Genomic DNA, 23,754 nt, shown 5'->3' on the forward strand with positions numbered 1-23,754 from the left:
TTATCCGGCGGGCAGGGACCGCGGTCGGAAAAACAATTTGAATAGACTCGTACCGCGCCAGTAGCGCCGAAAAGTCAGCTTCCTTCTTGAACACAGGATTTGAAGGAAGGCGAAGGAGCGCATTACTGAAAAGCCCGGCGTGCAAGCGCCGGGCTTTTTGGAATGCCTGCCGGATCAAACGCGACATCCATATTGAAAAGAACCTCATAACAAGGAATGCCCATGAATCTCTATGCATTGGTTGAATACAACAGAGTCGTCCAACTGAAAGAAAGTGAAGTCATGCCCGAAGCTCCGGCTTCGCCAACATCGATCTGGGTTGACGTCACCGGTAGCACGGATATGCGGGTGGGCTGGGGGGCGACGTTCAACGGCATCTGGACCTTCTCGGCACCCACCGATGAAGAGCTGCGAAACGAAGCCGAACAACAAAAATGGCAACTTCTGAATGTCGCCGCCCACTGGCTGTTGATGAACTCATTGCAGTTCAAGGTTGATCTGGCCGTGGCCAGCGCAGAAGAGCAAGCCCGATTGCTGGCTCACAAGCAGTACTGCATTGCGCTGAGCGACGTCGATAAGCAGTCGGGTTACCCAACAAACATCATGTGGCCGGTTGCTCCTTACTGACGCATCCAGTCTGCCGTGAAAAAGCAGACCCATCGCTCAGCCTGGCTCTCTGAGCCAGACGACCCAATACACTTTTCCAAACCTGATCACGGATGAAAAACAAATGTTGAACAAGAAAATCGCTGCGCTTCTCGCTACCTTTGCACTGCTTGGCAGTACCAACGCACTGGCAGCCAATCTGCTTGTGAACGGCAGTTTCGAACAGTCAACCTGCGGTGCCGGCTGCATTCTGGACACTCCGGCAAAAGCCGATGCAATTACAGGCTGGACTACCTTTTTGTCGGGGGCCGAATACTTCAATATGCCCAACGCGATCGGCGGCTCTGTTGCAGCAGATGGCGTCATGATTGTTGATCTCGCCAACTACGTTTACGGCAATGGCGGCGGGATCCAGCAAAACTTTGCAACCACCGTAGGCGCTAAATATCGGTTGACCTTCAGCGCGGGCAACTCTCGGTTTGCCAGTCGTGCCGGGGATGGCGTCGTCCAGGTAAAAGTGGCCGGTCAAACAGCGACCTTCAATACGCCGACAGCGAAAGGTGTTGCCGTGGAGTGGGCCACCATCACCTACGATTTCACCGCAACCACCACGCAGACCACACTGGCATTTTCCAATGAACAAAACCCGAATGCCAACTTCGCCTTTATTGACAATGTCATTGTCGAGAGGCTTTGAGCTTCGAACATCGAGTCGTTTCGGTGACCTCTCGGAACATGACGGTGGCACCTGTGCGGTGGCATTCCCCATCCTGCTTACATCATCACATCCAGGAGGCGTGACATGACAAACGAGCAACAAGCGTTGGCAGACATGCCGATCTGGCTGGTCATCCTCCTTGCCGTGATCGGCGGGGTGTCCGGCGAAATGTGGCGCGCCGACAAGGAGGGCGCCCGCGGCTGGTCACTGCTGCGGCGTCTGGCCCTGCGCTCCGGCGCCTGCATGATTTGCGGCGTCTCGGCGATCATGCTGCTGTATGCCGCCGGCTTGTCGATCTGGGCCGCCGGCGCGTTCGGCTGTCTGACAGCGATGGCCGGTGCCGATGTAGCCATCGGCCTATATGAACGCTGGGCCGCCAAGCGCATCGGCGTCTGCGACGTTCCACCGCGCGATCCCCAGTAACTCTCTCACCTCCACGTCTCGCTGCATTAAACGCGGCGGGATCTCGTGTGCACCTTAAAAAAAGGAGGTCCTGCATGGCCGCACCGATCCAGCAGCCTTCGCAGCTGTACAACGCGATGGCGACAACCTTGCGTAACACGGCTGGCCTCTCTGTTCAGGTCGGTCATCCCGAAGATTTCATGGGTGCCGGTGCGCAAGCCTGGGCATTGATTGATTTCGACCGCAACGCACCGGGAGCACGTGCCGCTGACGGGCGTATCGCCCATGTCATGACGGTCTCAGTGCAGGTCATTCCGGCGACCGCCGCCAGCGCTTTTGCCGCCTGCGATCTGATCGCCGTGCTGAAAAATCTGATCACCGACAACCGCTGGGGCTTGCCCGGTGACCAATGCGATGTGCCGGTGGCTCTCGATGGTCTGCCATCGCTTCTTATGCGCGGCGATCAATCCTGGAAAGCCTGGACCCTGACGTTCACCCAAACGCTCTACCTCGGCCCGACCCTGCTCGACGACCCGCTCGGCATCCCGAAATTCGCCCGCACTTGGGAAGTCAGCGACATTGATGACCCCGACCAATACACCGCGCTGGAGGCCTGAGCCATGTTCGACGCATTACTGCGCATGCAGCTCGGTCCGATCATCGAGCGCCTGGCGGAAATGGAAGCGGAAATCGAAGACCTGCACCGCCGCGCCGAGAGCTTCTGCCGCATCGGTATCTGTCAGACCGTCGACGCGGCCAGCAACACCTGCCAGGTCAGCCACAGCGGTTTGCTCACGCCGGCGATCAAGTTTTTCAATCCCAGTGCTGGTGCACAAAGCGAGTCGCGGATTCCGTCGGTGGGCGAGCAATGCCTGCTGTTCAACTACGGCAGCGGCGAAAGCGGTGCGCAGAGCGTGGCGTTGTTTGGCTTGAACAGTGACCGCTTTCCACCCGCCGCCACAGTGCCGACGCTGACCCGTCGGGTCCATCAGGATGGCAGCGAAAGCGGTTACGACGACGCCGCGCACACCCTGCACTGGCTCAACGGCCCGGCCGCGTTCAGTGGTTCGCGCCAAGCGCTGGAGCTGAGCCTCGGCCCGGCGCGACTGGCGCTGACGCCACAACTGATCAGCCTGCAACTGGGCGCCGTCGGCCTGACCATCGACGCCTCGGGCGTGCACTTCAGCGGCCCGCTGGTCGATCACCAGGGCCGCGTCATAAGCCCCTGATTTGTGAGCCTTTCATGATTGGAATCGATAGAGACAGCGGGGCCACGGTCGACGACTGGCTGCAGTTTGTGCAGCGCGCGACCCGAGCCCTGACCACACCGCTGGGTACCCGGCAAAAACGGCCTTTGTATGGCTCGCTGATCCCCACACTGCTGGGGCAGAACCTCGGTGACGACGTTCTGCTTCTGGCGCAGAGCCATGCCGCGCAAGCGTTCTACAACCCGCAAAACGGTATCGATGATTTTCAGCCGCAAGTGATTGTCGCCACTCGTCAGGGCGCTGGCCTGCTGCTGCGTTTCGCCGGCACTTGGAAAAACCGTCAACAAACCTTCGAGGTCGTGACATGAGCATGTTGATCCCCGGTCAGAACCAACTGGCCGAACCCGCGCTGATCACGGTTGATGCGTTCGAGGACTTGCTCGCCGAGTTCAAGGCTTTCGTCGTTGAATACGTCGGTGCACGCTCGCCGGCCAGCGCTGCGAAACTCAACGCCAGCCTGGAAAACGAGAGCGAGCTGCTGACCCTGGCGCTGGAAGCATTCTGTGTGCGCCTGCAAACCCACGAACGCAAATACAACGCGCGCATCAAGCAGATGCTGGCGTGGTGGGCGACCGGCAGCAATCTGGATGCACGGCTGGCGGACATGGGCCTGGAGCGACAATTACTCGATCCCGGCGACCCGGCAGCCTTCCCGCCGGTACCCGCCATTTATGAAAGCGACGACGACGCCCGTCTGCGTTATTACCTGGCACCCCATGCGCCGGCCGCCGGCTCGCGTATGCAATATCGCCGCGAGGTGTTCACCCTCGGTGAGCGGCCAACGGTGAAGGTTGAGTCCAGCGATGCCGGTGTGGTGAATGTCACCTATACCTTCAACCCGGACGGCCTCGCTGCGCAGGTCAAGGATGGCAACGGGCGCCGCACGGCGCCGGGCGAAGTGCAGGTCACAGTGCTTGCCCGCGAAGGCGATGGCACACCTTCCGAAGCACTGCTGGAGGGCGTGCGCCAACACTTCGCTCGACCCGACGTGCGCCCTGAGACCGACCTCGTCACCGTCAAGGCCGCTGACATTCAGCGCTACAAAATCCGCGTCGTTGCGAAGATCAATTCGGGTCCCGATTCGGGCCTGACGCAAGTCGCTGCGCAAGCGCAATTGCAGGCCTACGCCGACAGTTGCCATCGCCTCGAAGGCCGGGTCGATCCGAGCTGGATCGACTACACGCTGCACAGCGCCGGCGCCGTGCAACTGCAGATTATCGAACCGCTGGCGCCGATCATCACCAATGCCTTTCAGGCACCGTACTGCACAGCGGTCGAAGTCGAGGTGCTGACGCTATGAGCGAAAAAACTCAGCGGCCAACCTTGTTGCCGGCCAACAGCTCGCCACTCGAGCGCGCTCTGGATCTGGGATTCGGCGCCTTGCTTGACCGCATCGCACCGCCATTCCCCGAACTGATGAACCCCAGTGAAACGCCGGTCGCTTTTCTACCGTATCTGGCCGCCGATCGTGGTGTCGCCGAATGGAGCAGCGATGCGCCGGAAGCGGAAAAACGTCTGACCGTCGAACTGGCCTGGCCCACCGCGCGCCAGGCCGGTACTCGTAAGGCACTGGAAAACGCCGCTAAGGGTTTGCAACTGCGCCCGGAAATCCGCGCCTGGTACGAACAGACAACGCCCGGCGCGCCCTACAGCTTTTCGGTGCGCGCCTTCACTGAACAACCCTACAGCGAAGCCATCGACGCCCGTCTCGACCGACGCCTGGCCGATGCGAAAAGCGAACGGGACGTGCTGTCGGTCTCGGTCGGCCTTAGCGCGTTCGGCAATCACGTCATCGCTGCCGCGACGTTCTGCGGCGAACTGACCACGGTTTATCCGGTGTTCATCGAAGGGCTTGAAGCCTCAGGTGAAGCGTTCATGGCGGCGGCGCTGTACACCGTCGAAACATCCACTATTTATCCTCAGGGGGCCTGAATGGCTGACTACTACACCCTGCTCACCAACGCAGGGATTGCCTACGAAACGGCGTGCAAGGCCGCGGGCGTGCCGATCAAGCTGACACAGATTTCCGTCGGAGACGGCGGCGAGGGCGGGGTCTACAACCCGGCCGCAACCGCCACCGCGCTGAAACGCGAAGTCTGGCGCGGACCGCTCAATGCACTGTTCCAGGATGAGAAGAATCCGAGCTGGCTGCTCGCCGAAGTCACCATTCCGCCGGATGTCGGTGGCTGGTATGTGCGAGAGGCGGGGCTTTGGACTGATACCGGGATTCTTTACGCCATCGTCAAATATCCGGAGTCGTTCAAACCGGTTCTGGCCAGTTCCGGTTCGGGTAAAGAGTTCTACATTCGCTCGATTTTCGAGACGAGCAATGCGTCGCTGGTGACGTTGTTGATTGATGACTCGGTGGTGAAAGCGACTCGAGCGTGGGTGACGGATTTTGTCGCCGAGGAGCTTGCCAAAATTGATGGCAAACAATCCGTACGAGTGGCCACTACAACAAACATTGTTCTGGCGTCCGCGCAAACTATTGATGGCGTCGCGGTCGTCGCAGGTGACCGTGTACTGGTGAAGAACCAGGCACTGCCAAAAGACAATGGATTGTATGTTGCTGCCAATGAAGCTTGGATTCGGACAAAGGATGCCGACTCGAACCTGAAGGTCACCTCTGGCCTGAACGTTTTTGTTGAGCAAGGCAAATCCCAGGCTGACACGGTGTGGCAGCTCATTACCGATGAGACCATTTCGCTTGGCAGTACATCTTTGGTTTTCCAAAACGTTACTTTCGGTTTTGCGCCACTGAATTCACCTAATTTTTCTGGAACTCCCAAAGCGCCAACGGTGAATTTATTCAGTGACGATGATTCGGTAGCAACCACGAAATTTGTTCAGCGAGCATTAGGCAGTTATGCGGGACAGACCAATTACGCGGTGAACACGGAACTGACGGTTGCCGACGTTGGGAAACTATCGATTTTCACTGAACCCAATTTGACCGCAACACTTCCTGGCTGGGAAAGCGTGCCCGCTGGCGCACTCATCACGATAAATAGCACTGCTGGTGTGAGGATTCGGGCAAAAAATCTGGAATCCATTGGTACCCAGCTTGGAGCAGTCGGGCCCTTTGTTATACCGGCCGGATCGCGCGCTGTATTCCGTCGATTGTTACTGGGAGGCGGTTGGAGTTTTGAAGACGGAGACGCCTTACTGAAATACTCGCCGCTGTTTTCAACCAACGGGGCAGTGACTGGATATATGAAACATCCGGGTGGGGCTATTGAGCAGTGGGGACAAGGCATGACCGATGCGTCAGGCAACGTTTACATCACATATCCACTCGCTTTCCCCAACGGGATGCGCGCTATTAACTGCACTCATACAGGTACATTGGCGCTGATGAGCTGCCTCGTATACGGCTCAGATGAGAAGTCGGGATGCACGCTTCGTATTCAAAACGGAAGCAATACGACTCTGGCCGGCTGGGCAATCTACTGGCGAGCTATAGGAATCTGAGCATGACCGACATTATTTATTTCAGCCCCAGTACATGCGGTGCCTATCTCCCAAGCGTCCACGAAGCCGACATTCCTGATGATGTCGTTGTCGTTTCCGTGCGCGACTGGGAGTCGTTGCTGGAGGCGTTGGCGAAAACACCAAAACGAATCGGTGCGGGGCCGGGCGGGCAGCCTGTTCTGCTTGCACCCGCGCCTGTTGAAAAAGAAGCGTTGGCGGCGAACGAAATCAATTGGCGAAACGCTCAACTATCGGTCTCTGACGGCTTGGTCGCACGGCATCGAGATGAACAAGAGAGCAGCACTGTGACAACGCTTACCACTGCACAGTATTCAGATTTGCAAAGTTATCGTCGACAGCTGCGCGATTGGCCGCAAGATGACGATTTTCCCTCGACTGAACATCGACCTCAAGCACCAGTCTGGTTGGTCGATTCGATCCGCTGATCGCCCACGACTCCGGGCATCTTCTTGCGCGTTAATACTATTTGACACCCGCCAAAGCCCCTCCCTTCCGAGGGGCTTTCCCGTTTATGGAGAAACGAAAAAATGGCAACCCGCCAAACCTACACCGTCCTCGTCCCGTTCCCCACAGGCCGTGGGCACTGGTCGAGCGTCGGTCAAGAACTTGATCTGCTCGACGTCGAGGCCAGCGCCTTGCACAGCGCTGGTCGACTTGCACTGAAAACCCCCATCACCCAGGCCAAAAAGGCCGCTGCCAAGAAGGCTGACTGAACATGGCTGAGGTTCTTAACTTCGAGCACAACGGCATTACCGTCAATGCCACCGAATCCCCCGAGGCCATGGGTGGCCTGGGTGACAACGTCATCGGTCTGGTCGGCACCGCGCCGAACGCCGATCCGCTGATTCCACGCAACGCGCCGTTTCGCATCAACAGCTTTACCACCCACGCGCTGCTCGATCCGAGCGGGGCGGAGGAGGGCACGCTGTACCACGCGGTGTACCAGATCCTCAAAGTGGTCAAGGTGCCGGTGTACGTGGTCATCGTCGAAGCAGGCGCGACTCCGGCTGACACCGTCAATGCGGTGATTGGCGGCGTCGAGCCGGCGACCGGTCGCAAGCTCGGTCTGGCTGCGCTGGGCAGCGTCCCGGAAGACTTGACCATCATCGGCGCGCCGGGCTTTACCGGCAGCAAAGCGGTGGCCGGTGAATTCGCCTCGTTCGGCAAGCGCATCAAGGCCCGTGTGGTGCTGGATGGTAAGGACGTTTCGGTGGCCGATCAGGTTCTGTACAGCCAGGAACTCGGTGGCGCCGAGCTTGGTTTCGACCGTTGCCTGGTGGTGCACAACATGCCAGCGGTGTACTCGAAAGCGGCGAAGAAAAATGTCTTCCTTGCACCGTCCAGTCTGGCGATTGCCGCGCTGGCCAAGGTCAAGCAATGGGAAAGCCCGGGCAACCAGGTGACCTTCGCCGAAGATGTTTCGCGGGTCGTCGAATACAACATCCTCGACACCTCCACCGAAGGCGATCTGCTCAACCGCTACGGCGTCAGCTACTACGCCCGCACCGTGCTTGGCGGCTTCTCGCTGCTGGGTAACCGCTCGATCACCGGCAAGTTCATCAGCTACGTCGGCCTCGAAGATGCGATCAGCCGCAAGTTGGTGAAGGCTGGTCAGAAAGCCATGGCCAAGAACCTGACCAAGTCGTTCATGGATCAGGAGGTCAAGCGCATCAACGACTGGCTGCAAACCCTGGTCGCCGACGAAACCATCCCTGGCGGCAGCGTGTATCTGCACCCGGAACTCAACAGCGTCGAGAAATACAAGAACGGCACCTGGTACGTGGTCATCGACTACGGCCGCTACGCGCCGAACGAACACATGGTTTATCAACTCAACGCCCGCGATGAAATCATCGAGCAGTTCCTGGAGGACGTTCTCTAATGTTTACCAACCGCGTAAGACAGGCCATCGCGGCCACCCTGCAAGGCCTGCCGTTGTCGGCGACCGTTGAGGAATTTACTCCGCCGAAAATCGAATTCGAGATGGAGAACATGACGGGTGGCCGTTTCATCATCGAAGAAATGGCCAAGAGCGCCAAAGCTTTGGGCGCCACACTCAAGCTGCAAGGCATGGGCGCCGAAGTCATGCTCGCGCTGGGCGTGAAGCTGGGCGACGACATCCTGCTGAACGTGCGTGAAGCCGGTCAGGATCAGGACGGCAACACCTGGTTCACCTACCACACCGTTGGCGGCAAGCTGAAATCGCTGGCTGAAGACGCCGTGAAAATGGGCGGCAAAGCCATCACCACGCTTGAGCTGTCCTGCCGCACCTACAACCGCCTGGAAAACGGCGTGCCGGTGATCGACATCGACGTGCGCACGCAGAAGTTCGTGCTCAACGGCGTCGACATCCTCGGTGATGCACGGCGTGCGGTGTTGATGCCGTAATCATCGGTTTACAGGCAATCACATAACCCTGTGGGAGCGAGCCTGCTCGCGAAAGCGGGCGTTCAGTCACATCACTATCGAATGTGCCAAAGCCTTCGCGAGCAGGCTCGCTCCCACAGTGGATCTAAACGAATCACCAAGGAATTCATTCATGTCGTGGATGCCACCCAAACACGAACTGCTGTCGCCGATCACCGGCGACGACGGTTCGCAGATCGAAACGATCCAGCTCAAACCGCTGCTCTACGCTGCACAAAAGGACGCACTGGAGCGCGCCGGCGACGATGAAGAAGATCAGTTTTTTGAACTGGCGCTGCTCGCCACCGGCCTCTCGGCCAAGGAACTCGATCAACTCAAACGTCCGGACTACGTGAGCATCGCCCAGTACGTCCACGAGATGTCGACCCGGCCGAGTTCGTACTTTCTCGAGCAGATCGAAGACGCCGAAAAGTCCGCCGACCCCGACCAGGTCCAACTGCTGCAGCCGCTCGCCGTGACGGGCCACACCGTGAGCTCGCTGAGCCTGGAAATGCCCGCACTGCGCGCCACCAAAGTGATGAAGAAACTGAAAACGGCCAAGGAACGCGCCGAGTTCATCACCGCCCATTGCACCGGCCTGATGATCCCTGATCTGGCCCAGTTGACCGTCCCCGACTGGACGCAGTTGCAGGTGCGCATCGACGATTTTTTAAACCAGCCGGCGGCCTACTTTCGGAACGCGACATCGAAGTAATCCTCGATATCGTCCCGCTCATTTACCCGGTAAGTGAAGCGGAGATTCTGGAATGGGACGCCGAAAAGGCGTTGCGCCGCTACGACATAGCGATCACTCGCCTTGGCGCGAAACAGGAGTAGAGCGGCATGGCAGAGAGTCAATATGCGCTCAGGCTGACCGATATCAATGGCAGCACCGGGTTCATCGACACGGGCCTGGACAGTGGGCAACCGGCAAGCGAAACGCTCGCCAAACCGCTGGCAGAGTTGAAACTGGCAATCGTGAATGTGGGTCAAGACATCCGGCTGCTGATCAAGGAGCAGATCAAGCTTCGGGAGGTGCTGGCCGCACAGCAGTCGCTTTCAAAGTACAGTGCACCGGCATCCGCGGCCGCGAGCGAACCGACTTCCAAGCCAAAGGCAGAGATGGAGCAACGGCCGCTTCCCGGTTTTCTCCAGTCTTCCGCGGCGCTGCAATCGGCCATGGCGCAACTGCGGCAAATCCCGGGTATTGGTAGCGACCTCAAGGACATGGAGCAGTCCAATCTCGGGTTGGCCGCTGAAAAATCGGTAGCGGCCAGTGGGGCCACTGTTGTCGATCTGGCAAACGTCGAATATGCCGCAGCAAGATCCGGTGTGGCGGCCAATCTCACCGGTGATGCGAAACAACAGGCACTGCTGGACTTCGGTCGTGACGCGGCAGTCAACGCGACGGCCTTCGGGATTGGGCTCAAAGACGCAGGAGAGATGCTGGCGGCCTGGCGCACCTCGCTGAAACTGGACCGCGAGCGAAGCCGCAATCTGGCTGACGCGACCAGTCATCTGGGCAAAAACTCCCTCAAAGCCACGGCGGCCGATATCGGCTCGGTGCTGCAAAACTCCGGTGAGGCCGGCATCACGGCAGGCATTGCTCCCGAGCAACTGGCGGCCCTTGCGGCAGCGTTGCTCAATGCCGATGCGGATAAGAACGCCGCCGGCAACTCGGTCAACACCCTCAGTGCAGCGCTGGCCAAAGGCGCCAAGGGATCCGCCGCCGAGCGAGCTGCCTGGAAGTCACTTGGATTGCAGCCAGACACCCTCACTGACGACGTGCCGCAAGCCCTGGCCACGGCGCTGCAAGCGCTGAAGAAAAAACCGGCCAGTCAGCAATCAGCGTTGCTCAAAACCTTGTTCAACGGTGATGAGGGCGTGCGCAAACTGCTGGAAAAACCGGAGGAGGTCGAAAAGGCATTTTCGATGATCACCGCCACAAAACCTGTCGATAGCCAGTCAGCACTGCTGAAGTCGCTGTCCTATGGCAGGGAAGGCGTGCGGTCGCTGATGAACGTGTCGGGCGACACGCAGGCGGCACCTTCACCGTTGCCTCTTCAAGGGCCGACCCACAGCCTCGAGCCGCAATACAAAGGTTCGGTGCAACGCTCGGCAAGTGAGGCGCAGGACACCACTCAATCGAGTGGGAACGCCTTGAACGCCAGTCTCAATCGTTTGGCGATAGCCGTGGCGCCGAATGCCGGCGCGAGCATGGACTTCATCACCGATAAGATTAATGGTGTGGCCGAGGTGGCCGAAGCCAACCCCAAAACGGCTTCGGTTCTGGCGGCGGCAGCGGCTGGGCTTAGCGCAATTGTTGCACTCTTGCTGGCAAAAGCTGCCGATAACTTCAGTGGCATGGTGCTCAAGAGTGCGGCGGCCAGGCTACCAGCAGGCCTTGGCAAATGGATTGCCGATTTGCCCAAGGCCGAACCGGCTGACGGATCGAATGATGAGTCGCAAAAGGGCTCTCCAACCAAGGAAAAGTCTGCAGGCCAGGGGTCTCGTGTAGCAGGTACAAAGCCGCGGACTGGACGCAAGGGCCGTGGCCGAGCCGCTGCCACGCGCGGCAATGACCTCACCCGTGCGCCTGAAGTCGCGTCTCCCTTGCTGCCTGGCAGCGGATCGATGCCCGGCGGCCTGATGTCATTCAGCGGCTCATCGGGTTTGCGTCCGCCAGTTGCGGCTCCGTTGTCCGGGTCGTATGCCAAGGCTGGTTCATTGCTCGCCAAAAGAGCGCCACCTCTGCGCTTGCTCAGTGCTGGTTATGAGTTGGTGAACGGCGTCATGCAGGGCGATACCCGCGCAGTGGTTTCCTCGGGTGCATCGTTGGCCGGATCGTCGGCTGGCGCCGCCGTCGGTGCAGCGCTGGGCACTTTGATCCTGCCAGGCGTGGGGACAGCAATTGGTGGCTGGCTGGGAAGCATGGCAGGTGGTGCGATAGGCGAATCACTGGGCGACAAGCTGGGAACGCAAGTCGACCGGCTGGGCTCTCCCGAGCAGGTCAGTAAAGAGCTGACGGGGAATCCGTTGTCACCTGCCAGCGAAACCGCCAATCAGCCTGTCACCTTCAATTCTACCATCAATATCAGTGGCCAGGATCTGGCCAGCGCCCAGGCACTCGCCAATCTGGTGGTGCAAACAACGATGGGGCAATTGGGCCAGATCATGCCGTCCAACCTCCTTGCCACCCGCCGCGACGCAGCCCTCACCGATGGAGCCGCCACATGAAACAACAAATGGTACTGGGCAGTTTCATCTTCGGCCTGTCGCGCGGCTTTGCGTATCACTCGTTTGCGCGCAAATCGGACGGCGGTTGGACCGAAATCCAGATCCTCACCAGCAAACCCAAGTCCAGTCAGACCGGACAAAAACCGCAAACACTGACCATCACCGGCAAATCGATGTACGCCGTGGCCATGGACCGGCTCGATGAATTGCGCGCCTTGCAGGCACTGCGCGTGCCGTTGCCGCTGATCGATGGTATCGGGCGCAACTGGGGCTTGTGGCGAATCAGCAATATTTCGGAAACCCAGAGCCAGATCATCGATGACGGCACGGCAATGGTGGTCGATTGGGTCGTCGAACTGGCGGAGTTCAACAATGCGTAAGGTACGAAGCGTGGCCGGTGATTCGGTGAATCTGTTGCTCTACCGGGAAACCGGGCGCAGCGATGATGCCGCCGAAGACGCACTGTGGAAGCTCAACCCGACCCTTGCCGAATACGGACCGATTCTGCCTGCGGGCGTCTGGGTCGTGCTGCCGGAACTGGATGTGAAACCCGCCGTGATCAAAGCGGCATCGGCCTGGGATTAAGGAGGTGGCATGGCACTGGGATTTACACCGGCGGTCAACATTTACGGGGACAACTCAGCGTTGATCAATCAGCGTCTGATCAGTTGGGAGCACATCGACGCCGCCGGTTTCGAGTCCGATCAACTGACGCTGACCATTGATCTGGAAGGGCTTGAAGGGTTGCCGAGTCTGGGCGGGAAAATCGGCCTGCAAGTTGGCTATCGGGAAAGCGCAATGGTCGATAAGGGCCTGTTCAAAGTGACGCGCCTGACGCCGACACTGTTTCCGTTTCGCCTGACCCTGGTCGCCACTGCGGCGCCGTTCAGCGCCGCAGACGAGACCGGCTTCAAAGAACGGCGCACTTCCAGTCATGGGCCGACCACACTGGGTGGACTGTTTCGTGGACTGGTCGAGCGGCACGGCTTTTCGCCGCGTGTCGCACCGGAAGTTTCGTTGATCAGGATCGCCCACGTCGACCAGTCCAACGAGACCGACATGGGCTTTCTGACGCGCCTGGCAAAGAAGTACAACGTGGTCGCCAAACCCTACGGCGACGTCTATGTGCTGGCGCGTCCGGGCCAGACCAAATCGCTGTCGGGGCAAGTGCTGCCCGACGTGCGTTTGTCGGTCACCCACAACAATCGGCCCGGCGACGCGGCGTTCATCAGCGCCACTTTGGAAGAGTCTGCCCGTGAGCAGGCCAAGGGTTGCAAGACGTGTTTCTGGGATGCGGCGGCCGGGTTGTTGCGCTGGGTCGAAACGGGAATTGCGCCGTTCAAGATCTTGCGCCAGAAGCAGCCCAGCGAAGCCGATGCCATCGCGGTCGGTGAGGGCGAAGTGCGCAAGATGCTGCGCCAGAAGTACAAGGTGAAAATCACCTGTCCGGGCGATCCGCGACTGGCAGCCGAAGGCCTGATATTGCTCGATGACACCTGGCCGGACTTCATGCGTGGGCGCTGGTCGATCGACAAGGTCACCGCCAGCGGCAATCGCGAGAGCAGCTATTGCTGTTTGATTGATGCTTCGTGCCTGGATTCGAAGGCTGAACAGTAATCCTGAACCGAATGCAGATTTCTGTGGGAGCGAGCCTGCTCGCGAAAGGGGCGGCAGCTTCAGCATCGATGTGACTGATCTACCGCTTTCGCGAGCAGGCTCGCTCCCACAGGGGCTGCTGCGTCCTCTGTAATTTCTCTTATTCCGGAACACCCCATGAAGATCACCCCGATCCTCACGCAATTGCGTGGGCAATGCCCTGGGCTTGCCAATCATATTTCGGTGGGTGTCGATCTGGCGTTGCTGCAAGGCAACCCGGATCTGCCGACACCCTCGGCCCATGTGCTGCCACTGGCCGACCTGGCCAGTGGCAGTGCCGCTCAAAACCTCATCACCCAACCGATCCGCGAGCGCTTTGAAATCGTCCTCGTGCTTGACGCAACCGACGCGACAAAAGCGCTGGATCTGTTGCACGAGCTGCGCGCCGAGCTGTGGCGCGCACTGGTGGGGTTCAAAGCGGATTCCGACTACAGCGCCATCGTTTATGACGGCGGTGAGCTGGTGTCGATCAACAGCAGCCGCGTCTTCTACCGGCTGCGCTTTTATGCCGAGTTCCAGCTCGGCCGCAATCTGCCGAGCCAGCCTGCGGAGAGTTGGCATGAACGCGAACTGGACGGTTTGTCGTCCTTTACCGGGGCCACGGTGCGGGTCGATGCGATCGATCCGGCCGACCCCAACCTGAAACGCCCGGGCCCTGATGGACGGGTGGAAATGACTTTCTCTGGAGACGTAACCCCATGAGCAACCGCATCACCGTACTGCCGGCCGCCGGCCGTGTTGTGCCTGACCCGGAGGCGGGCGATCTGCTGCCTGCCGAGGGCCGTGAAGTGCTGGACAGCGCCTGGTGGCGCCGGCGTCTGGCCGACGGCGATATCACCATTAAAACCGCGAAAGCGGCTAAACCACAGGGAGCCAAATAATGGCGATCGGATTCAGCAACATCCCCGCGGACATTCGTGTTCCGCTGTTCTATGCCGAGATGGACAACTCGGCCGCCAATAGCGCGACCTCGGCCATGCGCCGTCTGATCGTCGCCCAGGTCAACGACAACATCGCCCCGAGCGAAGTCGGCAAACTGGTGCTGGTGTCCAGCGTGGCGCTGGCGAAAAGCATCGGCGGCCAAGGCTCGATGCTCGCATCGATGTACGAGACCTTCCGCAAGGCCGACCCGATCGGCGAAATCTGGTGCCTGCCGCTGCATAACAGCGAAGGGGCGATCGCCAAGGGTGTGCTGACCCTGACCGGCACTGCGACTCAGGCCGGCGTGCTCAATCTGTATGTTGGCGGCGTGCGTGTGCAGGCCACCGTGGTTAACGGTGCCACCGCTGCACAAGCGGCCACTGCACTGGCGCAGAAAATCAACGCCACCGCCGACCTGCCGGTCAGCGCTGCCGCTGCTGAAGGTGTGGTCACGCTGACGGCCAAATGGACTGGCGACAGCGGCAACGACATCAGCCTGCAATTCAATCGCCTGGGCAAGAGCAACGGCGAAGACACCCCGGCTGGCCTGACCACCGCGATCACCGCCATGACCGGCGGCGCCGGCGTGCCGGATCAGATGGCCGCCGTTGCGGCACTGGGCGATGAGCCGTTCGAATTCATCGCTTTGCCGTGGTCTGACCTGGCAACCCTGAACACCTGGCAAGCGGTCATGGACGACAGCACCGGTCGCTGGTCGTGGGCCAAGCAATTGTTCGGTCACGTCTACAGTGCCAAGCGCGGCACCGTCGGCACGCTGGTTGCCGCCGGGCAAGCACGCAACGACCAACACATGACCATTCAGGCGCTGGAGCCGGGCGTGCCGCAACCGTTCTGGGTCCAGGCCGCCGCACTGGCGGCGCGCACTGCGGTGTTCATCTCCGCCGATGCCAGCCGTCCGACCCAAAGCGGCAGCCTGCCGGGCGTCGATCCGGCACCGGCCAGCGAGCGCTTCACCCTGACCGAGCGTCAGTCGCTGCTCAACTACGGCATTGCCACCGCGTACTACGAAGGCGGTTACGTGCGCATTCAGCGTTCGATCACCACGTACCAGAAGAACGCTTACGGCCAGGCCGACAACTCGTATCTGGACAGCGAAACCATGCACCAGTCGGCGTTCATCGTGCGTCGTCTGCAAAGCGTGATCACCAGCAAATACGGCCGGCACAAGCTGGCTTCTGACGGCACCCGTTTCGGCGCCGGTCAACCGATCGTCACGCCGGCGACCATTCGCGGTGAGCTGATCGCGCAGTACGCCAAGCTCGAACTGGAAGGCCACGTCGAGAACGCCGAGCTGTTCGCCGAGCACCTGATCGTCGAGCGCGACGTGCAGGACCCGAGCCGCGTGAACGTGCTGTTCCCGCCGGATTACATCAACGGTCTGCGCGTGTTCGCACTGCTCAACCAATTCCGTCTGCAGTACGACGACGCCGCCTGATAAGGCGCCTCTGGCGTTAAGCATTCAGCCCACCTCGCGTGGGCTTTTTATTTGAAGGGAGAAACACCATGGGTCAACTGATTGCAGGCACCTGCTACGTCAAGGTCGACGGCGCGCAACTGACCATCAATGGCGGCTGCGAAGCCCCGCTGATGGCGGTCAAACGCGAAACCGTCGTGCCCGGCTTCTACAAGGAAACCGACATTGCGCCGTCGTTCAAAGTGACTGCGCTGCACACCGCCGACTTCCCGCTGAAGAAGCTGATCGAAGGCACCGACATCACCGTCACCTGCGAATTCAGCAACGGCAAAGTCTACGTGCTGGCCGGTGCGTACCTGGTTGAAGAGCCAGTCTCCAAAGGCGATGACGCCACCATCGAGCTGAAATTCGAAGGCATCAAGGGGACCTGGCAATGAGCGGCGCCGTGAAGCTTCAGGTTGCGATCGAAGCTCACGGCGAGCCTTTGACCGAACTCGTCCTGCGCCGTCCGACGGTGCAGGAAGTGCGAGCGATCAAGGCGCTGCCGTACAAGATCGACAAGAGCGAAGAAGTCAGCCTCGACATGGACGTGGCGGCCAAATACATCGCCGTGTGCGCCGGCATTCCGCCGTCGTCGGTCAACCAACTGGACCTGGCTGACCTCAACGCGCTGAGCTGGGCCGTTGCGAGTTTTTTCATGAGTGCGGCGTCGGCGCCATCACCGACCTGATCGCAGTCGCCTATGACCTGGCCTGGTTCTGGAAGGTTGACCCCGAACAGATGATGGCCAGGCCACTGGATGTGCTCCGCGAATCGCTGGAGCACGCGCAACGGATCAATGCGATGCAGCAGGTGCAGTGATGGCAGACGAAGAAAGCAAAGTGAAAACGCCGGTGCTGATCACGGGCATCGATGAACTGTCGCCCAAACTCGGCGCCCTGCGAGTAAAGGTCGAGAGCTTCAAGAAAAACCTCGAGCAGACCGGCCTCGGCAAGCTGGACATCAGCGGTCTGTTCAAGGGCGGCAGCGTGATCACGCCGTTTGTCGACGGCGTCAAGTCAGCGGCCGCGTTCCAGGGCAAATTGACCGAGGTCAGCGAGACGGCGAAGACCGTCGACCTGCCCGCCGCGCCAACGGCAGCCACGCAGAACATGAACGTGTTCAGTGCGTCGATGCAGAAGGTCTCGGCGGCAGTCGACGCCGCGCTGGTGCCAGCGGTGGGGGCGTTGGTGGTCGGGCTTGAGCCGGTGCTGACCCAGGTCGGCGGCTTGCTTGCCGACAATCCGAAACTGGTCGAAGGCCTGGCGGCCGGGGCCATTGCCTTCTCGGCGATGCAAACCGCAGTGACGGGCGCCACGCAAGTGTTTGACGTGATGAGCATGGTGCTCAAGACCAACCCGATCATGCTGATCGCCATGGGCATTGCCGTGGCGGCCGGTTTGATCGTGGCCAACTGGACACCCATCAGCGCGTTCTTCACCGGGCTGTGGGAGGGCGTGAAAAATGCCGGTGCGAGTGCGATGGCGACGTTGCGCTCGATACTCGATTGGCGACCGCTGGCGGCACTGGCGGCGCTGTGGGAACCGGTCACGGGGTTTTTCTCGGGGATCTGGGACAAGGTCAAGGCCGTGACGGCGCCGGTGATCGACTTCTTCAAGTCGGTTTTCTCGTGGTCGCCTGCTGGCATGATCATGGAAAACTGGGCGCCGCTGACCGGCCTGTTCTCGGCAATCTGGGAACTGCTCAAGGCCTTGAGTGTGCCGGTAATGGCGTTCCTCAAAGGTTTGTTCGACTGGACGCCGCTGGGCATGATCATCAGCAACTGGGGCGCAATCAGCGGATTCTTCGCGTCGATCTGGGCCGCGTTGCAACCGGCCGCGCAGGTCATCAAAGACTTTTTCCGCACGTTGTTCGACTTTTCCCCGTTGGGGATGGTCGTCAACAACTGGGGCAGCATCGTGACTTTTTTCGAACCGCTCTGGGCTGCGCTGCAAGCCTCGGCACAGCGGATCAAAAGCTTCTTTCAGGGCCTGTTCGAATGGTCGCCGCTGGAACAGATCGCGCTGTACTGGCAGCCAATTGGCGAGGTGTTTTCGGCACTGTGGGGCGTGGTGCAAGCCATGGCCGCGCCGGTTCTGGATTTTCTGCACACCATGTTCGAATCGACGCCGTTGGGGCAGATCGTCAAGAACTGGGGACCGATCACCGAGTGGTTTGGCGAGCTATGGCAAAAGCTGCAAACCGTCATCGCGCCGATCAAAGAGTTGTTCGAGGGCGGCTTTGCCGGCTTGATCGCCAAGGTCACCGGCAAGGTTGAAACGCTGACCCAAGCGCAACGCCAGACCAACGCCGAAGGCAAGGGAGAACTCGCGCCGGCGTTCTTCGGCGCCAGCCCGACGTCTGCCGGTAATGGCACTTTGCAAAGTGGCTCGTTACCGCAAACCTCAGGTGCCCTCATTCAACAAAGCGCAATCAACAACCGCACGCAGCTCGAAGGCGGCCTGACCGTACGCTTCGAAAATGCGCCGGCCGGGTTGCGCACCGATCCCCCACAAACCAATCAACCGGGCCTGGCGCTGTCGTCGCGCATAGGCTATCGCTCGCTGTCGGCAGGAGGTTCCAATGAACTGGCGTGACCGTTTGTTGCCGGCGTCCTTTCGCGGCGTCGGTTTCTGGATCGATCAGGCGAAAACCCCGGTCGGTCGCAAAGGTCAGTTGCATGAATACCCGCAACGCGACCTGCCGTTTTTCGAGGACCTCGGCCAGCAGGCCAGGACCCACGATCTGACGGCGTTCATCATCGGCCCTGATTGCCTGGAGCAACGCGACAAGTTGCTCAAGGCGCTGGAGGCGGGCAGTGGTGAACTGGTGCATCCGTGGCTTGGCCGTCTGCAAGTCAAGGTCGGCGAATGCGACATGACCCACACCCGCGAGGACGGCGGGTTGGTGACGTTTGCCTTGAAGTTTTATCCCGACCAGCCGCTGCCGTTTCCGACCGCCACGGTCAGCACGCAGAAAGTCTTGCTGATCAAGGCTGACACCCTGTTGGGTTCGGCGGTGGCGCGTTTCGAGCAGGCGATGACGTTGATCAAAGCGGCGCGGATCGGCATCACCAACCTGCGCAACAGTCTCACCGGCGTCTATGAGGTGATCAAGGAACAGCTCAAACCGCTGATCGAGCAGTACCGGCAAATCACCGAACTGGTCAAAGCCGTGAAAGAGCTGCCCAAGGAAGTGGCGGCGGAGTTCAAGGGCTTGCTCGGCGATATCCAGGAGCTGAAAGCGTTCGCCAGGGAAGGCTACCGTGGCGTGATTGCCGACGTGTCGCAACAACTCGAAGCGATTCGCAAGGCCGATGCACCGAAGATCACCACCGGCAAGGACACCAACGCTGCGGCGCAGGCCATGGCCGATCTGGTGCAGGACACGCTGATTGTCAAAGTGGCGCAGTGGGTTGCGTCGATGCCGGTGGCCACCCGTCCGCTGAAACTGCCGTCGACGCCCACAGTCAATCAGCAGGCCCATCAGCAAGTCACCCGCCAGGAAGTCCCGGCCACGGACGATTTGCAGGCGCTGCAAAAGGATTTGGTCGAGGCGCTGCAACGGGCGAAGAACAAGGCCGATCCCGCTCACTATCAAGCCATCAGCGATGTGCAGGATGCCTTGGTTGCGCACCTCAAGGCCGTGGCGTCTTCCGGCGTGCGACTGGTCAGCAAATCGTTTCAGGAAAGCCTGCCGGCGCTGGTGATTGCCTACAAACAGTTTGGTGATGCCACGCGAGTGACCGAAGTCATTCAGCGCAACGGCGCGACCAATCCGTTGTACCTGCCGCAAAGCGACGTCAAGGTGTCCAGGGAGTGAGCCATGAACGAGAGCGATAATCAGGTCACGCTGACGGTCAACGGCATGGAATACGGCGGCTGGAAAAGCGTCGAGATCAGCGCCGATCTGGAGCGTCAGTTCCGTACCTTCAAGCTCGACATCACTTGGCAATGGCCGGGGCAGACGGTGGACAAACCGATCAGGCCCGGCGACCCGTGCGAAGTGAAAATCGGCAAGGACCTGCTGCTCACCGGCTACGTGTTCAAGGCACCGATCCGCTATGACGGGCGGCAGATCAGCCTGACCATCGAAGGCAGTTCCAAGACTCAGGACCTGGTTGATTGCGCAGCCCGCAACCTGCCCAGTCAATGGCAGCAGCAGCCGTTGCTGAGCATCGTCCAGGATCTGGCCAGGGAATATGGACTGACGGTGGTCAATGAAATTTCCGAGACCTCGCGGCTGACCAAACACACCATCGTGCCCGGTGAAACGGTGTTCCAATCGATCGATCGCCTGCTCTCGCTGTTGCGGGTGTTTTCCACCGATGACGCGCTAGGCCAGCTGGTGCTGGCCAAACCCGGCAGTGGCGGCCGCGCCAGCGATGCGCTGGAGCTGGGCAAGAACATTTTGTCGGCCAATGCGCCGATGGACTTCAGCCAGGTGTTTTCCGAGTACCGGGTGATCGGCCAGCAGAAGGGCTCCGATGCCAAGAGCGGCGCGGCGGCCAGTGAAGTCGAATCGACGGCGGCGGATCTGAGCTTCAAACGCCGGCGCACCACGGTGATCAATGAAGGCACGCAACTGACCTTTGAGTTGGCGCAGCAGCGTGCCCAGTGGGAAAGCGCCACGCGGATGGGCCGGGCGCAGACCACCACGTACCAGGTGCAGGGCTGGCGTCAGAGCAACGGGGACTTGTGGCGTCACAACACCCTGGTGCGGGTAAAGGATCCGGTGCTCGGTTTCGATGGCGACATGTTGATTTCCAAAGTCACCTATTCGTTGTCGGCGCAGGGTTCGGTGACCACGCTGCAAGTGGCACCGCCGCATACCTTCGATGCCAATCCAATGCCACCGAAGCAATCCCAAACCTGACACCGAATCCGCCTGACACCACCGGCCCTGTGGGAGCGAGCCTGCTCGCGAAAGCTTCGGCAGCCTCAACATCACAGCGCCTGACCCACTGCCTTCGCGAGCAGGCTCGCTCCCACATTGATCGCATTCGGGCCCGGGCCCACTTTTTCAAGGAATCCCCATGAGCCTACTGACACGCCTGCTGGCGCGCGGCACTGTCGTGCTCGCCAACTCGGCTTCGAAACTGCAATCGCTGCAAATGCGCCTCACCGCTGGCGAAGTGAACGACGACCTCGAACACTTCGAACCCTACGGTTTCACCAGCCATCCGCTGGCAGGCGCCGAAGGGGTCGTCACCTTCATCGGCGGCGACCGTTCCCACGCCATCGCCCTGGTCATTGCCGACCGCCGTTATCGCCTGCGAGCACTCGCCGCTGGCGAAGTGGCGATCTACACCGACGAGGGCGACAAGATTCACTTCAAGCGCGGGCGAATCATCGACATCGAAACCGCCACGCTGAACATCCGCGCCAGCAGTGCGGTGAACTTCGACACGCCGGTCATCAACCAGACCGGCAAGATAGTTTCCACGGGCGACCAACTCGCTGGCGGTATCAGCCAGATCAAACACGTGCACGTCGGCGTACAGGCTGGCAACGGCCAGACCGGCGCGCCGGCCGGAGGCCAGTGATGTTCATCAGCCAAAACCTTCACGCCGCGCTGACCCGCGCCGTACTCATCAGTCTGTTCACCTGGCGCCGCGCCGCCGATGACGATGCCCTCGATGACGAGGAGCGTTTCGGCTGGTGGGGCGACACCTTTCCCACGGTCGCCGACGATCGTATCGGCTCGCGGCTGTGGCTGTTGCGCCGGGTCAAGCTGACCCGACAGACGCAAATGGACGCCGAGTTCTACGCCCGCGAAGCCTTGCAGTGGCTGATCGACGACGGCCATTGCAGCGCCATCGACATCATCAGCGAACGCCTCGACGCTCAGCGCCTGAACCTGCGCACGGTCCTGACCCTGGCCGATGGCGAACGCCTGGACATCAACCCCGATAACAGTTGGCAGGTGATCTATGCCGTTTGAAACCCCTTCGCTGCCGGTGCTGATCAAGCGCACCCAAAGCGACCTGGCCGGCGATTCGCTGCGCCAGTCCGATGCGCAAGTGCTCGCCCGTACCCTCGGCGGCGCGGCTTATGGCCTGTACGGTTATCTCGACTGGATTGCCGAGCAGATTCTGCCGGACAAGGCCGATGAGTCGACCCTGGAACGCATCGCCGCGCTGCGCTTGAATCAGCCGCGCAAACCCGCGCAAGTGGCCACCGGCAGCGTCAGCTTCACTGCCACACCCGGCGCGGTGCTGGACGTCGACACCTTGCTGCAATCGAACGATGGCCGTACTTACAAAGTGACCACCGCGCGCACCACGGTCAACGGCAGTAACAGCACCACCATCGCTGCGCTGGAGGCTGGCAGCCTGGGCAACGCCGACGCCGGTCTGACGCTGACGCCGGTGCAACCGATTGCCGGCATCGTCGGCAGCAGTTTCGTGGTGCTTGCGCCAGGTCTGAGTGGTGGCGTGGCGCGCGAAAGCCTGGAGTCGCTGCGCTCGCGGGTCATCCGTTCCTACCGCGTGATTCCACATGGCGGCGCGGCCAGCGATTACGAGACCTGGGCGCTTGAAGTGCCGGGCGTAACCCGCGCCTGGTGCCGTGGCGGCTTGCTCGGTCCGGGTACGGTGACGGTATTCATCATGCGCGACGACGATCCGCAACCGGTACCGAACGATGAGCAACTGGCCGAGGTTCAGGACTACCTCGAACCGTTGCGCCCCGTCACCGCTGAGGTGCATGTGCAGCGGCCAATCCAGGTGCCGGTGGTTTATCGCTTTAAAAGCGTCAACCCGGACACCACCGCTGTGCGCGCCGCCGTCGAAGCGCAGCTGCGCGACCTGCACAACCGCGAGGCCGACCTCGGGGTGCCGCTGCTGATCAGCCATATCCGCGAAGCGATCAGCAGCGCCGGTGGCGAATACGATCACAGCCTCACCGCACCGGCCGCTGACGTGCCGGCCGGAAAAAGCGAGTTGCTCACCTTTGGAGGCTGCGTATGGGGGGCATAAGAACCGCCGCGCAATATCAGGCGCAGTTGCGCGCCTTGCTGCCCAGCGGCCCGGCGTGGGACCCGGAACGCGTGCCAGAACTGGAAGAAGTGCTGCAAGGCGTCGCCGTCGAACTGGCGCGTCTCGACGCTCGTGCCGCCGACCTGCTCAACGAAATGGACCCGGCCGGCGTCAGCGAACTGGTGCCGGACTGGGAACGCGTCATGGAGCTGCCCGACCCGTGCCTCGGTGCGACGCCGCTGTTCGATGATCGCCGCCTCGCCGTGCGCCGACGCTTGCTCGCAGTCGGCAGTCAGGCCGTCGGTTACTACCTCGACATCGCCAAAAGCCAGGGCTACCCCAACGCCAGCATCACCGAACACGAAGCCCCGCGCATGGGCCGCGCACGGTTTGGCTCGGCGCACTGGGGCACCTGGGAAGCGCAGTTCATGTGGACGCTCAACACCGGCGGCCGCTTGCTGCTCGGCCGGCGTTACGGCGCGAGCTATTGGGGCGAGCGCTTCGGCGTCAATCCCGGCTCGGCGCTCGAGTGCCTGATCCATCGCAGTGCACCGGCGCATACCAAGGTGCACATCAATTATGACTAGGGAGGACT

At 60.7% G+C, this 23,754-nt stretch carries 30 protein-coding genes; all 30 read left to right on the forward strand.

Translation table 11 applies throughout. From position 1 onward, the window contains the following. Positions 1-222 precede the first annotated feature (222 nt). Positions 223-627 carry a tail fiber assembly protein gene (locus HU755_RS18690; protein WP_186635284.1) on the forward strand — a complete coding sequence of 135 codons (405 nt, stop codon included), beginning with the start codon at positions 223-225 and terminating at the stop codon, positions 625-627. A 103-nt stretch (positions 628-730) separates the two neighbouring features. Beyond that, a complete protein-coding gene (locus tag HU755_RS18695) occupies positions 731-1,303 on the forward strand; it encodes a DUF642 domain-containing protein (RefSeq protein WP_186635288.1) in 573 nt (190 codons plus the stop codon). A gap of 105 nt (positions 1,304-1,408) precedes the next feature. Beyond that, the gene (locus HU755_RS18700; protein ID WP_186620914.1) at positions 1,409-1,747 is read left to right on the forward strand and encodes a phage holin family protein; all 339 of its coding nucleotides are present in this window, start codon (positions 1,409-1,411) and stop codon (positions 1,745-1,747) included. A gap of 74 nt (positions 1,748-1,821) precedes the next feature. Next, positions 1,822-2,343, forward strand: coding sequence for a hypothetical protein (locus HU755_RS18705; RefSeq protein ID WP_186635291.1), 522 nt, complete (start codon positions 1,822-1,824; stop codon positions 2,341-2,343). Between the two features lie 3 nt (positions 2,344-2,346). Further along, positions 2,347-2,955: a phage baseplate assembly protein V gene (locus HU755_RS18710; RefSeq protein WP_186635294.1), complete on the forward strand. Its 609-nt coding sequence runs from the start codon at positions 2,347-2,349 to the stop codon at positions 2,953-2,955. Positions 2,956-2,969: 14 nt separating this feature from the next. After that, complete coding sequence (locus HU755_RS18715) at positions 2,970-3,302, forward strand: phage baseplate protein (protein WP_186620908.1); 333 nt, start codon at positions 2,970-2,972, stop codon at positions 3,300-3,302. Continuing rightward, the gene (locus tag HU755_RS18720) at positions 3,299-4,294 is read left to right on the forward strand and encodes a baseplate J/gp47 family protein (RefSeq protein ID WP_186620906.1); all 996 of its coding nucleotides are present in this window, start codon (positions 3,299-3,301) and stop codon (positions 4,292-4,294) included. The genes HU755_RS18715 and HU755_RS18720 overlap by 4 nt, the downstream gene beginning before the upstream one ends. Continuing rightward, on the forward strand, positions 4,291-4,926 hold the full coding sequence (locus HU755_RS18725; protein ID WP_186635297.1) for a phage tail protein I: 636 nt from the start codon (positions 4,291-4,293) through the stop codon (positions 4,924-4,926). The genes HU755_RS18720 and HU755_RS18725 overlap by 4 nt, the downstream gene beginning before the upstream one ends. Beyond that, on the forward strand, positions 4,927-6,465 hold the full coding sequence (locus tag HU755_RS18730) for a phage tail protein (RefSeq protein WP_186635300.1): 1,539 nt from the start codon (positions 4,927-4,929) through the stop codon (positions 6,463-6,465). Positions 6,466-6,467: 2 nt separating this feature from the next. Next, positions 6,468-6,911 (forward strand): phage tail assembly chaperone, encoded by a 444-nt coding sequence (locus HU755_RS18735; protein ID WP_186635304.1) that lies wholly within the window; start codon positions 6,468-6,470, stop codon positions 6,909-6,911. A gap of 102 nt (positions 6,912-7,013) precedes the next feature. After that, positions 7,014-7,199, forward strand: a complete 186-nt coding sequence (locus HU755_RS18740) for a hypothetical protein (protein ID WP_186620898.1) — start codon at positions 7,014-7,016, stop codon at positions 7,197-7,199. A gap of 2 nt (positions 7,200-7,201) precedes the next feature. Next, positions 7,202-8,368: a phage tail protein gene (locus tag HU755_RS18745; protein ID WP_090282035.1), complete on the forward strand. Its 1,167-nt coding sequence runs from the start codon at positions 7,202-7,204 to the stop codon at positions 8,366-8,368. Further along, the gene (locus HU755_RS18750) at positions 8,368-8,874 is read left to right on the forward strand and encodes a phage major tail tube protein (protein ID WP_186550242.1); all 507 of its coding nucleotides are present in this window, start codon (positions 8,368-8,370) and stop codon (positions 8,872-8,874) included. The genes HU755_RS18745 and HU755_RS18750 overlap by 1 nt, the downstream gene beginning before the upstream one ends. A 151-nt stretch (positions 8,875-9,025) precedes the next feature. Further along, complete coding sequence (locus HU755_RS18755) at positions 9,026-9,607, forward strand: phage tail assembly protein (RefSeq protein ID WP_186635307.1); 582 nt, start codon at positions 9,026-9,028, stop codon at positions 9,605-9,607. Between the two features lie 128 nt (positions 9,608-9,735). Continuing rightward, on the forward strand, positions 9,736-12,129 hold the full coding sequence (locus HU755_RS18760) for a phage tail tape measure protein (RefSeq protein ID WP_186635311.1): 2,394 nt from the start codon (positions 9,736-9,738) through the stop codon (positions 12,127-12,129). Next, the gene (locus HU755_RS18765; protein ID WP_186635315.1) at positions 12,126-12,509 is read left to right on the forward strand and encodes a phage tail protein; all 384 of its coding nucleotides are present in this window, start codon (positions 12,126-12,128) and stop codon (positions 12,507-12,509) included. Before HU755_RS18760 ends, HU755_RS18765 begins: the two co-directional genes overlap by 4 nt. After that, positions 12,502-12,714, forward strand: coding sequence for a tail protein X (locus tag HU755_RS18770; RefSeq protein WP_186635318.1), 213 nt, complete (start codon positions 12,502-12,504; stop codon positions 12,712-12,714). The genes HU755_RS18765 and HU755_RS18770 overlap by 8 nt, the downstream gene beginning before the upstream one ends. A 9-nt stretch (positions 12,715-12,723) precedes the next feature. After that, the gene (locus HU755_RS18775; protein ID WP_186635320.1) at positions 12,724-13,746 is read left to right on the forward strand and encodes a phage late control D family protein; all 1,023 of its coding nucleotides are present in this window, start codon (positions 12,724-12,726) and stop codon (positions 13,744-13,746) included. 156 nt (positions 13,747-13,902) lie between these two features. After that, complete coding sequence (locus HU755_RS18780; RefSeq protein WP_186635323.1) at positions 13,903-14,487, forward strand: hypothetical protein; 585 nt, start codon at positions 13,903-13,905, stop codon at positions 14,485-14,487. Next, positions 14,484-14,666, forward strand: a complete 183-nt coding sequence (locus tag HU755_RS18785; RefSeq protein WP_186550257.1) for a DUF2635 domain-containing protein — start codon at positions 14,484-14,486, stop codon at positions 14,664-14,666. Before HU755_RS18780 ends, HU755_RS18785 begins: the two co-directional genes overlap by 4 nt. After that, the gene (locus HU755_RS18790) at positions 14,666-16,162 is read left to right on the forward strand and encodes a phage tail sheath subtilisin-like domain-containing protein (RefSeq protein WP_186635326.1); all 1,497 of its coding nucleotides are present in this window, start codon (positions 14,666-14,668) and stop codon (positions 16,160-16,162) included. The genes HU755_RS18785 and HU755_RS18790 overlap by 1 nt, the downstream gene beginning before the upstream one ends. 68 nt (positions 16,163-16,230) lie before the next feature. After that, positions 16,231-16,578, forward strand: a complete 348-nt coding sequence (locus tag HU755_RS18795) for a phage tail tube protein (RefSeq protein ID WP_007908779.1) — start codon at positions 16,231-16,233, stop codon at positions 16,576-16,578. Further along, positions 16,575-16,871 carry a phage tail assembly protein gene (locus tag HU755_RS18800; RefSeq protein ID WP_007908778.1) on the forward strand — a complete coding sequence of 99 codons (297 nt, stop codon included), beginning with the start codon at positions 16,575-16,577 and terminating at the stop codon, positions 16,869-16,871. Before HU755_RS18795 ends, HU755_RS18800 begins: the two co-directional genes overlap by 4 nt. A 130-nt stretch (positions 16,872-17,001) precedes the next feature. Then, positions 17,002-18,777 (forward strand): phage tail protein, encoded by a 1,776-nt coding sequence (locus HU755_RS18805; RefSeq protein WP_186635329.1) that lies wholly within the window; start codon positions 17,002-17,004, stop codon positions 18,775-18,777. Further along, entirely contained in the window at positions 18,764-20,002 is a 1,239-nt protein-coding gene (locus tag HU755_RS18810) for a DNA circularization protein (protein WP_186620880.1), read from the forward strand. Before HU755_RS18805 ends, HU755_RS18810 begins: the two co-directional genes overlap by 14 nt. Positions 20,003-20,005: 3 nt before the next feature. Then, positions 20,006-21,055 (forward strand): phage baseplate assembly protein, encoded by a 1,050-nt coding sequence (locus HU755_RS18815; RefSeq protein ID WP_186635333.1) that lies wholly within the window; start codon positions 20,006-20,008, stop codon positions 21,053-21,055. A gap of 160 nt (positions 21,056-21,215) precedes the next feature. Continuing rightward, a complete protein-coding gene (locus HU755_RS18820; protein WP_186635336.1) occupies positions 21,216-21,725 on the forward strand; it encodes a phage baseplate assembly protein V in 510 nt (169 codons plus the stop codon). After that, the gene (locus tag HU755_RS18825; RefSeq protein WP_102355692.1) at positions 21,725-22,123 is read left to right on the forward strand and encodes a phage GP46 family protein; all 399 of its coding nucleotides are present in this window, start codon (positions 21,725-21,727) and stop codon (positions 22,121-22,123) included. The genes HU755_RS18820 and HU755_RS18825 overlap by 1 nt, the downstream gene beginning before the upstream one ends. Then, complete coding sequence (locus HU755_RS18830; RefSeq protein WP_186635339.1) at positions 22,113-23,159, forward strand: baseplate J/gp47 family protein; 1,047 nt, start codon at positions 22,113-22,115, stop codon at positions 23,157-23,159. The genes HU755_RS18825 and HU755_RS18830 overlap by 11 nt, the downstream gene beginning before the upstream one ends. After that, positions 23,147-23,746: a YmfQ family protein gene (locus HU755_RS18835; protein WP_186550269.1), complete on the forward strand. Its 600-nt coding sequence runs from the start codon at positions 23,147-23,149 to the stop codon at positions 23,744-23,746. Before HU755_RS18830 ends, HU755_RS18835 begins: the two co-directional genes overlap by 13 nt. The last annotated feature ends 8 nt before the right edge of the window (positions 23,747-23,754 follow it).

The organism is Pseudomonas sp. SWRI111, assembly GCF_014268555.1.
Lineage (GTDB): Bacteria > Pseudomonadota > Gammaproteobacteria > Pseudomonadales > Pseudomonadaceae > Aquipseudomonas > Aquipseudomonas hamedanensis.